Below are 11,083 nucleotides of genomic sequence, written 5' to 3' on the forward strand. Positions count from 1 at the left end.
GCACGTCAGAACGGCGGGGGGTCGTTGCCGTAGTCGGGTGGCCCCTGTTGACGCTCGGCGGCGGGTCGTTCCTCGCGGGCGCGGCGGGCGGCGTTGGCGTCGCGTTCAGCCTTGATGCGTGCGGCGTTCTCGGCGGCGCGGGTGCGTCGCCGTCGCGGCATCTTGGCCAGGCGGTCGGGATCCGGCGGCGGCACAGCCAGTGGCGGCAGTTCGGCCGTGGTGGTGCCCCAGGAAGGAAAGAACAGCCGACTGCCCGGCATCGTCGTGTAAGACCTACCGGTCGGGTCGGTCCAGACCACCGCGCCATCGGGCCGCTGCACATCGCGCCAGCCTTCCCAGAACGTCTTGGCCAGATGGTGATCACGGCATGCGCAATTCAAGTTCGATGGGTGGGTCGGCCCATAGGGCCAGGGCACCACATGATCGATATCGCAGCGTAGGGCTGGCACATCACAACCCGGGAAACGGCAGAACTGATCGCGGGCCCGAACAAACGCGGCCAACTTCGCCGACGGACGATACTGCGGCTCGGGATCGGGACCCGGTAGCCACAGCGCCTTGATCGCCGCCCCGCCCCGGATCGCCTCAGCCAACGCCGCAATCGGCAACACCTTGCCGTCGGGCATCAGCGCTAATCCTGAATCACGTTGACACGGAGATGAACTCGCACCCGACTCGGCGAGCGTGCCCTCCGACGTCGGCTCAGCAGGCGCAGCGGCCTCGGTGGCCTGGCCATCGAGACCCGGCTCTTCTACGGGCGTCGCTGCGATCTCGGGCGCCGCGCCCTCCTCCGAGGCAGTTCCGTCGGTCGGCGTTGCCCCACCCTCCGGGGCCGCCGCGCTTTGTTTCTCGGATAGCTTCTGCTGCTGGTGCTCGCGGTCCTGGGCGGCGATCAGATCCTTGGCGGAATCAATGGCGGCCTGATCGGCGATCACCGAGATCACCACCCGCGACTTCGCCGGCGCCGACGCCGTGCACCCCGACGACCCGCACCGACACCGCAGCACCTCATTGCCGTGGATTAACGCCCCCAACGCATCCGAACGCCGATCCCCCACCGTCCGCGGATCCTCCGCGCACACCCCGTTGACCATCCCGGTGATCAGCACCTCCAGCGCCGCGGCATCGCCGGCCATCAACCGGCCCCAGATCGTCGCCGTCTCCTTCGGATCCTCCTGCGCACCGATCCGCACATCCCGGCCCCGTATGACCTCCTGCGCCAGCCGCACTGCGTCCGGGTCATACCGATCGATCACCGCCTCAATCGACCGCACCAGCTTCTCGTCCGACAGCGGACCCCACGTCACAGCCCGGTCGGCCAGCGCGGCGTCTACCAGGGCCACCATTGCGTCATCAACCAACTGCGTGCGCCACGTGATCTCCGAGATCAACCGCGGACTCAGCCGGCCCTGGCACAACAACGCCGCGATCTTCGGCAGCCGGCCACGCAACGCCACCGCAATCCGCATCTGTCCCGACGCGCGCTTCTGGCTGATGCTCAGCACGGCCCCCAACAGGGCAGAGGTGTTCTTCCACGGGTCGTAGGCCCACCCACCCCGCTCGTCGTCCTCATCCACCGTCGTGTAGACCAACTCGGCAATTGCCGAGAGCTTGCGCGCCGCGGCCTGGGCTTCCTCCCGGGCAGCCTGCTCGACCGCAGTAAGCAACGCGGACTCATCGAAACCCGCGAACAGTGCATCGAACATACGTTTGATTGTCCCGGTCGCCACCGACCTCTCGCCAGCCCCGATCACCCGCCTGTGGATGAGCTCGGGGTTGGGGATAACCGACCGCCGCTGTAACGCCGCGGCCTGCTGCAGCGGTTTCACATTCGTTACTGCTGCGATATGTTCGCACCGCATACCGAACCGAGGGAGTCGTCTTGAACAAGCTCGTTGTGCTCAGCGGCGGATTGGTCGCCGCCGGAACAGCCGCGCTGATCGGTGCCGGTGTCGCGATCTCCCAGCCCGCGGCGGCGTCGCACCCGTCGAATGTGGTCGGTGAGCAGTACGGACGCGCGCTCGCGATCCTGCAGAGCCAGGGCATCAAGGCCTACTTCGGTGGCGCCACCGGCAGTGCGCTGCCGCAGTCTGCGTGCCTGGTCGCCACCCAGAAGGTGACCAGCGCCGGCCGCATGCTGTTGATGCTGGACTGCACCCAGGCCGCCGCCGACCAGATCGAGGCCATGGGCCCCACCGGCGGTCCGCGCGTCGGTGCCAACGGTGTGACCACGGTCACCCCGACCCCGATGGTTCCCATCGCCGGCGCCCCCGGCGCGGGTATGGCACCTCCGGCACCCGGCGTGGTCCAGAACGGTGCACCCGGCCAAGGCGCGCCCATCCTCGCCCAGCCCTGACGGCACGGGCGCTAACCGGTACCCGCGTTCCCACGTAGTTGGCCCCGTCGTTCTAAACTCCCACAGGAGTCCACGACGAACAGGAGCCGCAGATGTTGCGACCACGCCGTTTCGACACCGAGATCGACCCCGGTCCCGTGCAGATCCAGGCGCGCAAGGTGCGCTTCGATGTCGCGGACGCCCCGCTGCACTGGATACCGGGGCACCCGGCCGCCTCGCACGTCGTCAGCGTCCTGAACATCGTCCTGCCCGCAGGCGAGCGATGGTTCGTCCAGACCTTCAACGAAGCGCTACCTCTGGTCAAAGATCCGAAGCTGGCCGAGGACATCCGGGGATTCATCGGGCAGGAAGCCATCCACGCCGACGTGCACGACCGCGCCCTGCACGAGTTCATGATCGGTCACGGCGTCGACCCCGCACCTGTCCTCGATCAGGTCGAGCACCTGTTCACGGGTGCGCTTGCACCTCTGGACGGGGAAGCAGACGATGCCCGTCGACTGAATCATCTCTGCGACCGGTTGTGGCTGATCGCCGCGATCGAGCACTACACCGCCGTGATGGGCGATTTTGCCCTCAACTGCACCTGGGACGAGCACGGCGCAGACCCGACGCTGGTCGATCTGTTCCGCTGGCACGGCAGCGAAGAGGTCGAACACCGCAGCGTTGCCCATGACGTCGCCGTCTACTTCCACGACAGCTACCTCGCGCGGATCCGCGCGATGAGCGTGGCCGCCACCATGCTGTTCGTCTTCTTTCAGCGCGCCGCGTGGTACCTGGTCAAGACCGATCCCACGGTCGACGCGAACTGGTGGACCTTCAACCGGATGCGGATGCGTGATTCCAAGCTCGGCCTGCTCCCCCGCTATCGCAAGCTTTTCGGGACCAGCACTTTCGGCTACTTCCGGCCCGGATACTCACCCGAGCAGCTGGGCTCCACCGCGCAGGCGGTCGCCTATCTGGCCGCCTCGCCCGCGGCACGCGCCGCCCACCTGTGATGCGCCTGTTCGACCGGTACCGGCAGACTCCGCCGACCGCCTCGGGGCGGCTCCGTCACGATCCGACGCTCAGCCTGGCCGACGCGGCGATCACCGGGCTGTTCGCCGCGACGGCGGCGGTGCGCCGCATCCGTCCGCCGCACGGCGGGCCGGACACCTTCCCGCTGACGGTGGCCGCGCGCCGCGTCGTGGCCCGCGACCAGGACGTCGTCGAGCTGACCCTGACGCCGGCACCGGGCGGCACGCTCCCACAGTGGTATCCGGGCGCCCACCTCGATCTCCACCTGCCCAGCGGGCGGGTTCGGCAGTACTCCCTCTGCGGTGACCCCACCCGGCGGGACCACTATCGCGTCGCGGTGCGCCGAATCCCCGACGGCGGTGGCGGTTCGGTCGAAGTCCACGACGGACTCTCGGTGGGATCGACGGTCGATACCCACGGACCGCGCAACGCGTTCCCGTTGACCGTGCCCGGATACGGTTCGCCCACACAGCGTTTCCGCTTCATCGCCGGCGGTATCGGTATCACGCCGGTCCTGCCGATGCTCGGTCTCGCCCGCCGCCTCGGCATCGATTGGTCGATGATCTACACGGGCCGCTCGGTGGACGCTCTGCCGTTCGTCGACGAGGTGGCCGGCTACGGAGCGGCCGTCGAGATCCGCACCGACGACCGTCGCGGGCTGCCCACCGCTGCCGATCTGCTCGGCGACTGCCCCGACGGCACCGCGGTCTACGCGTGCGGACCCGCGCCGATGCTCACCGCGATCCGTACTGCGCTGGTGGGACGCGACAATGTCGAACTGCACTTCGAACGTTTCGCCGCGCCGCCGGTCACCGACGGCCACCCGTTCCAGGTCACGGTCGCGTCCTCCGGCCGGACGGTGGACGTCGGCGCGGACGAGTCGCTGCTGGCCGCCCTCCGCCGGGCCGGGGTGCACGCGTCGTACTCCTGCCAGCAGGGTTTCTGCGGAACGTGCCGCACCCGGGTGCTCGCAGGTACTGCCGAGCATCGCGACACCCTGCTGACCGAGCCGGAACGCGCCGCGGGGACGATGTTGACCTGCGTGTCCCGTGCGGCGGACGGTTCCGCCCTGACGCTCGATCTGTAGCGCCGTCGGTACTATTCGGCCATGCCGTTGGCCGCAGGTGAGACGTTCGCGGGTTACACGATCGTGCGCCTGCTGGGTTCCGGCGGCATGGGCGAGGTCTACCTGGCACGACATCCCCGGCTACCCCGGCAGGATGCGCTGAAAGTCCTCCCCGCCAAGGTGTCCGCCGACCCGGAGTATCGGCAGCGGTTCGACAGGGAAGCCGACATCGCCGCCACACTCTGGCACCCGCACATCGTCGGCGTGCACGACCGCGGCGAGGACGACGGTCAGCTCTGGATCTCGATGGACTACGTCGAGGGCACCGACGCCGCGCACCTACTGGCCGCCCGGGACGGAAAAGGCATGCCTGCACCGCAGGTCGCCGAGATCATCACCGCGGTGGCCGAGGCGCTCGACTACGCACACGAACGCCACCTGTTGCATCGCGACGTCAAACCCGCCAACATCCTGGTGGCCCGTCCGGGAGCGCCTGATCAACGAATTCTGTTGGCGGACTTCGGAATTGCTCGGTGGGATGACGACATCAGCGGACTGACGGCCACCAACATGACCGTCGGAACCGTCAACTACGCAGCTCCGGAACAGCTGATGGGCCGACAGCTCGACGGTCGTGCTGATCAATATGCGTTGGCGGCGACGGCTTTTCACCTGCTGACCGGCACACCGCCGTTCTCGCACTCCAATCCGGCCGTGGTGATCGGCCAGCACCTGTCGGCGGCACCGCCGGTGGTCGCCGACCACCGGCCCGACCTGGCCGACGTGGACCCGGTGCTGGCCAAGGGGCTGGCCAAAGAGCCCGGCGATCGCTTCGAGCGGTGTGCCGACTTCGCCCACGCCCTCACTCACCGCCTCACAGCAGGCGCTCCCGCGCAACCGGATGTCACCCGACTGTCGACGAGCCGGGCGGTGGGGTCGGCGCCGGACACCGATGCGCCGCGGTCCCGCCTGCGACCCGCCATCCTCGTGCCCGCTGTCCTCGCGGTGCTGTTGGTCGTGGCGATCGCGGTGGCCGCCGTCGAGTTTCTGCGCGCCGACCGCACCGACGAGCCGGTGACCGCGCGTCAGCAGCCGACGGCCACGACGACACCCAGCGTCGCGCTACCGCCACCCCCGACCACGGCAACCACGGACGTCACCACCGAGGTGACCGACACCGTCACCGACACGGTGACACCGACGTCGACGGCACCGGCCGCCGCGGTCATCGGCGCGAATTGCGCCCCGCTGGACAGCACATCCACCACCGAGAGCGGGGCCACGGCGTACTGCGCCTCGGTTCCGGGCTCCGCAAGCACCATCTGGTCGTTGACGCAGGGCGAGGTGCCCAGTCCGACGTCGACGCCCCCGCCTGACCCGACCGAGCCCCCGATTCCCGCCGAAGAGGCGTTCCCGGTGCTGACCTGCATGGAACAGACAGGTCAGACGCGCAGGGAGTGCCGGCGAGATATCCGGGACAGCAACGGCCAGCCGCCGGTCCCGTGACGCTCGACGTGGCGGACCGGCTCGCGGTCAGCGATCTCGTCCACCTCTACGCGTCGGGGGTGGACGACCGCAGGTTCGCCGATGTTGTCGAACTGTTCACCGCGACAGCGGAATTGCGGGTGCCCGATCCGCCCGGGTCGCTCGAACCGGTGCGTCGCCACCATGGCCGCGACGGCGTGCGCGCGGCGCTGTCGGCACTTGCCGCCGTGACCCGCACCGAGCATGCGATCGTCGGCGAGGTGTACGCCCCCGGTGACGACCACGACTATGCGCTGGGCCGGATCACGTGCGTGGCGCACCACTGGTCCGACGACGGCGCGGGCGCGTTCACCGACGTGGTGTGGCACCTGCGCTACGACGACGAATACCTGCGCACACCCCGAGGGTGGCGGTTCCACGGCCGCGCACTGACGATCAACGCGATCGACGTCATGCCGGTGCGCCGCGTCCGAGTGCCGCCTCGAGCTGGTCCAGCAGCGGCCGCTGCCCCTTCAGCAGCTTCACCCGCGCCGCGACCAGGTCGAACCAGCCCGCCCGGTCGATCTCCGGGAACTCCCTGAACTGTCCCGATCCCCTGGGCCATTCCAGCGTGAACGTGTTGCTGACGACGCCGTCGGCGTCGAGGTCCCCGCGTACCGCGAAGGCGGTCACCACCTTGCCGCCGGGCTGGCGCACCGGCGCGAGGTCGATCCGCTGGCCGGCGGGCGGGGGTGTGCCAATCTCCTCGGTGAACTCACGCTGAGCCGCTGCCCAGGGATCCTCACCCTCGATGTACTCGCCCTTCGGAATCGACCAGGCACCTTCATCTTTGCGCGCCCAGAATGGACCGCCGGGATGGCCGATGAGCACTTCCAGCGCCCCGTCGGTCTCGCGGAAGAGCAGCAGTCCGGCACTGAGCTTGGGCATCGCCCGACCATAACCTGCCTACCGGACGCTGGTCGAAACCGTTGAAGGACACGATCACCCGACGGGCTAGAGTCGCCTCTGTGATCGAGTACTCCAGGTATGTCGCGCTCGGTGACAGTCAGACGGAGGGACTCTGGGACGGTGACGACGACACCGGGCTCGCGGGTTTCGCCGACCGTCTGGCGGCACTCCTGAGCCGGCTTCGTCCCGGCCTGCAGTACGCGAATCTGGCGATCCGCGGTAAACAGATTCGCGACGTGCTGGACGAGCAGCTACCGCGTGCACTGGAGATGCAGGCCGATCTGGTGACGGTCTGCATCGGCATGAACGACATGACCAGGCCCGGCCGCGGTTTCGACCGGGCGCTGGATCAGTTGGACATGGTGTACCTGCATCTGGCCGCCTCCGGAGCCACCGTGGTGACGACGACCTTCCCCGACCTCGCCAGAATTCTGCCGATCGGACGTCTGCTCGGCGCGCGGGTGGTCGCGATCAACGAGCGGATCCGGGCCGCTGCAGCGCTGCACGGATTCCGGCTCGTCGACCTGTTCGCCGCGCCGTCGATGACGCAGCCCGACACCTGGAGCGCCGACCGGGTGCACGGTTCACCGAAGGGGCACATGCTGTTTGCCGCTGCCGCCGCCGAGGCGCTCGGACTCCCCGGTAGTAGCCATGCGTGGGCAGTCGCCGACCCCAGCGCCGACCTGCCGTCGTTCCGGTCCCGGATGTACTCGCAGGTGTTGTGGACGCAGAACATGTTGATGCCCTGGCTGTGGACACATCTGCGCGGCGGCTCCGTGACCGACGGACGAGAACCGAGACGGCCGGAGCTGCAGCCGCTGGGCGTGTGAGGACGCTGGTCTCAGACGCCCGTCCACGACTCGTCGATGGTTTCGGCGACGTCGATGACCTTGGCCTTCTGCGATCCTGGGCTGTCGATCTCGCCCGCGACGTGCAAGGCGATGAACCGTTTGATCTCGGCATCGATGCCCCCGACGATGCGTACCACCTCGGCGCGCAGCGACTTCGACGTCACGTGAATGGCGATGTCGGCGGCCCGCGGCTTCTCGACATCGAGGATCAGCAGCAGCGGCTCGGCGGCCTTGGCCGTCGCGCGCAGCGAGATCTCCCCGAAGACCATGAATTTCGGCTTGTCGATCCGCAGGTCCACCACCATGTCGATCTCCAGCGGGATGCGGATCGCGAAGGTGATGAGTTCACCGACCTGCCGGCTGACGCGCGGCTGCTGGATACGCACCTGCGCGGTCACCTTCGCGATGCGGCCCGGGCCCTGCGCGATGGGGCCGATCTCGAACGCATCGCCTGCGATCTGGCCGATGGCGGCGCCGATCCGCTCCTCGGTCACCGCGACCTCGAAGAACCGGCGGCCGAACTGCTCATACGTCAGGTAAACGGCAGGGATGGGTCCGGACTCGGGAACAGACATGGTGCTGCTACGTTCTCACGTCTTGCAGGCAGAGCGCGACAACGCGGCCGATCCGGCCGGGCAGGTCACGCGAGGTCGCCGAACAGGCGGATCCGGGTGATCCGGGCGCGGTCCCGGCCGGTGCCGCCGATCTCGCCGACGAGCACGGTGCTCCGGCCGTCGCGGTCGACGCGGGCGGCCACCGACCGCCCCGAGCCGATGAGTTTGCTCCACGACCCCCCGGACAGGTGCTTGACCAGTTCGGACGACGTCACCGCCTCGGTGTCGCCGACGGTGACGGGGGTGTCGGAGACGAGGCGGCGCATGCCGACCTCATCGCCTCCGCAGGCGTCATCGAGGAATCGCGCGAACAGGGCCTTGCCGCCGACGCCCAGGCCGCGGAAGCCGCTGACGAACCCGAGGGTGCCCGACAGTCCGAGATTTCCGAACATGTTGCGGCCCAGCGAGATTCCCGCGGGTACGGCACCCAGACCGCCGCGGACGAACTGGCCCATCATCGCGGGCAGCTCCCAGTAGGCGGACAGCGCGGCGATCCGGAGCTCGTCCTTGCCACGCAGGTCATAGCGAATGTAGACGGGGACGCGCATGGTCACCGAGGACGCCATCTCGATCTCGAGCTCGAGGTCGCGGACGACGATGGTGCCGACGACGATGTCGTTGTCCGGGTGATGGGCGATGGTGCGCGGACCGATGAAGGTGTCGTAGAAATGGCCGATGGCGACATGCCCCCGATGCGGCGCCGAACCGACGGGATCTTCGACTCGGCCGTCGGCGGTGAACAGACCGACCCAGCCTTCGCGGTCGTGCGCTTCAGCGGCCGCCAGCGACCGCTGCGCCGCGGACAACACGTCAGCTTGTGTGAAGGGCATATGGTTGCCTACCACCTCGCCAGGCAGGAGTCGACTAGACCTGCCGTCGCGGGCACACTGGTCACTAACCGCTGCGATGTGTTCGCGGCCGTGAGGAGGACCATCATGAGCAGGAGCAACGGCCCCTTCGGGTTCGATCCCGAGGATCTCGACCGCGTTGTCCGTGAGGCGGGTGAGGGTCTGCGCGAGGCGCTCGACGGTTTCGGCCGGCTCGTCAACACCTCGGGTGAACGGGCGGGCTGGTCTGCGTTGTTCGACGAGTTCTCCCGCGGTACCCGTCCCCGCAACCGTCCCGAGACCGCAGGCGAGACCGGTGACGGCGTCTGGGCCATCTACACGATGGACGACGAGGGTGGCGCCCACATCGAGCAGGTCTATCCGACCGAACTGGATGCGCTGCGCGCCAACAAGGACAACACCGAGCCGAACCGGCGGGTGCGGTTCCTGCCGTACGGCATCGCGGTCAGCGTGCTCGACGCCCCCGACGACACGGACAGCGGGTCAGCCGACCAGCATCCGTAGGTGTTCCCAGCCACGGACGGTCGAGGTCGGCGCGAGGCGGGCGGTGTCGTGGTCGATGTCCCACTCCGGCCACCGGTTGAGTAACTCGTCGAGCGCCACCCGGCCTTCCAGCCGGGCGAGGTTGGCGCCGAGACAGTAGTGGACGCCCTTGCCGAAGGTGAGGTGTCCGATTCCGTCGCGGTGGATGTCGAAGGTGTCGGGTTCCGGGTAGCGCCGCTCATCCCGGTTGGCCGCACCGAACAACAGCAGCATCGCGCTGCCCGCGGGCACCGTGGTGCCGTGGTACTCGACGTCCTCGACCAGAAAACGCGCGACGTGCGGCCCCGTGGGTTCGAAGCGCAACGTCTCCTCCACCGCCCGGCCGAGCAGGGAGCGGTCGGCGACGATGTCGCGGCGCTGTGCGGGATGGTCGGCGAGCACCTTCACCAGCCAACCGATCAGCCGCCCGGTGGTCTCGTTGCCCGCGCCGGCGACCACCTGCGTGTAGTGCAGCACCTCGTCGCGGGTCAGCTTGCGGTGCCTGCCCTGCTTGTCGGTGAACTCGACGTTGAGCAGCGCGGTCATCAGATCGTCGGACGGGTTGGCTGACCGCCATTCCACGTAGTCGGCGTAGATCCGTCCGTCGGCGATCCTGTCGGGGTCGGACACCTTCATGGGCGCGCCGCGTTGTGTCCGCAGGTTCGCGTCGTTGGCGTCGCGGACCGACACCTGCTCGGACTCCGGGATGCCGAGCAGCATGCCGATGACGCGCATCGGCATCATCGCGGCGAGCTCGGCGATGACGTCGAACCCGGTGCTGCCCACCAGCGGCTCGAGACAGTTCACGCAGTACTGGCGGATGCGGTCCTCGATCTCGGCCATCCGCCGGGGCGTGAACACCCGCGACATGAGTCCGCGCAGCATGGTGTGCTCCGGCGGGTCCTCGAACATCATCACGCCTTCGGGCATGTCGAAGTCGGAGTTGACCAGTTCGAGAATGTCGCTGCGGCTGTTGCTGAAGGCCGACCAGTCCAGCAGCGCCTTCTCCACATCGGCGTGCCGCGACAGCGCCCAGAAGTCGTAGCGCTCGTTGCGGTACAGCGGCGCCTCGTCGCGCAGACGCGCATAGGTCGGATACGGATCGACGGTGATCTCGGGGTCGTACGGGTCGTAGTACAGCTGCTGGTTCACCGTCATCGGCTGGCCTGCTCCTCATCCACTGTGCGACCGCTCAGCATTCTTGGATGTGGCCATGTCTAGCAGCGGTGATGACCTGGGGTCAAGGGTGGCCGGGTGACGAAGACCGGGAACCGTGTCATCCGTCAAATAGTGACCTGGATCGCCGGCCCGGCAATGAGTTAGCAGCGACACAATTGCTTGAGCTAATCTGTGGCCGAGTGAGAACTTATACGGGCTAA

At 68.2% G+C, this 11,083-nt stretch carries 11 protein-coding genes and 1 pseudogene; 7 read left to right on the forward strand and 5 right to left on the reverse strand.

Annotated features, from left to right (window positions below; all coding sequences use genetic code 11):
- Positions 1-5: 5 nt before the first annotated feature.
- Positions 6-1,706, reverse strand: a complete 1,701-nt coding sequence (locus tag EL337_RS15165; RefSeq protein WP_048631277.1) for an HNH endonuclease signature motif containing protein — start codon at positions 1,704-1,706, stop codon at positions 6-8.
- 176 nt (positions 1,707-1,882) lie between these two features.
- On the opposite strand from EL337_RS15165, the gene EL337_RS15170 reads away from it, so the two are divergent.
- The 5 genes and pseudogenes from EL337_RS15170 to EL337_RS29060 form a co-directional block, all read left to right on the forward strand.
- Entirely contained in the window at positions 1,883-2,356 is a 474-nt protein-coding gene (locus EL337_RS15170) for a hypothetical protein (RefSeq protein WP_048631119.1), read from the forward strand.
- A gap of 92 nt (positions 2,357-2,448) precedes the next feature.
- Positions 2,449-3,351, forward strand: coding sequence for a metal-dependent hydrolase (locus EL337_RS15175; protein WP_048631120.1), 903 nt, complete (start codon positions 2,449-2,451; stop codon positions 3,349-3,351).
- Positions 3,351-4,457 (forward strand): PDR/VanB family oxidoreductase, encoded by a 1,107-nt coding sequence (locus tag EL337_RS15180; protein WP_048631121.1) that lies wholly within the window; start codon positions 3,351-3,353, stop codon positions 4,455-4,457. The genes EL337_RS15175 and EL337_RS15180 overlap by 1 nt, the downstream gene beginning before the upstream one ends.
- Positions 4,458-4,478: 21 nt before the next feature.
- Positions 4,479-5,942 (forward strand): serine/threonine-protein kinase, encoded by a 1,464-nt coding sequence (locus EL337_RS15185; RefSeq protein ID WP_048631122.1) that lies wholly within the window; start codon positions 4,479-4,481, stop codon positions 5,940-5,942.
- A gap of 59 nt (positions 5,943-6,001) precedes the next feature.
- Positions 6,002-6,286, forward strand: a pseudogene (locus tag EL337_RS29060) (nuclear transport factor 2 family protein); the annotation flags it as partial.
- Positions 6,287-6,371: 85 nt separating this feature from the next.
- Here the strand turns inward: EL337_RS29060 and EL337_RS15195 are convergent.
- Complete coding sequence (locus tag EL337_RS15195) at positions 6,372-6,848, reverse strand: NUDIX hydrolase (protein ID WP_048631123.1); 477 nt, start codon at positions 6,846-6,848, stop codon at positions 6,372-6,374.
- Positions 6,849-6,928: 80 nt separating this feature from the next.
- On the opposite strand from EL337_RS15195, the gene EL337_RS15200 reads away from it, so the two are divergent.
- A complete protein-coding gene (locus EL337_RS15200) occupies positions 6,929-7,699 on the forward strand; it encodes an SGNH/GDSL hydrolase family protein (RefSeq protein WP_048631124.1) in 771 nt (256 codons plus the stop codon).
- Between the two features lie 11 nt (positions 7,700-7,710).
- Here the strand turns inward: EL337_RS15200 and EL337_RS15205 are convergent, their stop codons facing one another.
- Together EL337_RS15205 and EL337_RS15210 are read right to left on the reverse strand one after the other, a co-directional pair.
- Complete coding sequence (locus EL337_RS15205) at positions 7,711-8,295, reverse strand: hypothetical protein (RefSeq protein ID WP_048631125.1); 585 nt, start codon at positions 8,293-8,295, stop codon at positions 7,711-7,713.
- A gap of 65 nt (positions 8,296-8,360) precedes the next feature.
- A complete protein-coding gene (locus EL337_RS15210) occupies positions 8,361-9,164 on the reverse strand; it encodes a nuclear transport factor 2 family protein (protein ID WP_048631126.1) in 804 nt (267 codons plus the stop codon).
- Between the two features lie 105 nt (positions 9,165-9,269).
- On the opposite strand from EL337_RS15210, the gene EL337_RS15215 reads away from it, so the two are divergent.
- Positions 9,270-9,686 carry an Rv0313 family protein gene (locus EL337_RS15215; protein ID WP_048631278.1) on the forward strand — a complete coding sequence of 139 codons (417 nt, stop codon included), beginning with the start codon at positions 9,270-9,272 and terminating at the stop codon, positions 9,684-9,686.
- Here EL337_RS15215 and EL337_RS15220 read toward each other — a convergent pair.
- Positions 9,666-10,862, reverse strand: a complete 1,197-nt coding sequence (locus tag EL337_RS15220; protein WP_048631127.1) for a cytochrome P450 — start codon at positions 10,860-10,862, stop codon at positions 9,666-9,668. The two genes, EL337_RS15215 and EL337_RS15220, sit on opposite strands and share 21 nt — an antisense overlap.
- Between the last annotated feature and the right edge of the window lie 221 nt (positions 10,863-11,083).

Source organism: Mycolicibacterium aurum (assembly GCF_900637195.1).
In the GTDB taxonomy this organism is placed as follows: domain Bacteria; phylum Actinomycetota; class Actinomycetes; order Mycobacteriales; family Mycobacteriaceae; genus Mycobacterium; species Mycobacterium aurum.

Coding starts and splice junctions, on each gene's coding strand:
- EL337_RS15220 (WP_048631127.1), bottom strand. CDS start 10,862: ATGACGGTGAACCAGCAGCTGTACTACGACCCGTACGACCCCGAGATC.
- EL337_RS15210 (WP_048631126.1), bottom strand. CDS start 9,164: ATGCCCTTCACACAAGCTGACGTGTTGTCCGCGGCGCAGCGGTCGCTG.
- EL337_RS15175 (WP_048631120.1), top strand. CDS start 2,449: ATGTTGCGACCACGCCGTTTCGACACCGAGATCGACCCCGGTCCCGTG.
- EL337_RS15205 (WP_048631125.1), bottom strand. CDS start 8,295: ATGTCTGTTCCCGAGTCCGGACCCATCCCTGCCGTTTACCTGACGTAT.
- EL337_RS15165 (WP_048631277.1), bottom strand. CDS start 1,706: ATGTTCGATGCACTGTTCGCGGGTTTCGATGAGTCCGCGTTGCTTACT.
- EL337_RS15185 (WP_048631122.1), top strand. CDS start 4,479: ATGCCGTTGGCCGCAGGTGAGACGTTCGCGGGTTACACGATCGTGCGC.
- EL337_RS15180 (WP_048631121.1), top strand. CDS start 3,351: ATGCGCCTGTTCGACCGGTACCGGCAGACTCCGCCGACCGCCTCGGGG.
- EL337_RS15215 (WP_048631278.1), top strand. CDS start 9,270: ATGAGCAGGAGCAACGGCCCCTTCGGGTTCGATCCCGAGGATCTCGAC.
- EL337_RS15195 (WP_048631123.1), bottom strand. CDS start 6,848: ATGCCCAAGCTCAGTGCCGGACTGCTGCTCTTCCGCGAGACCGACGGG.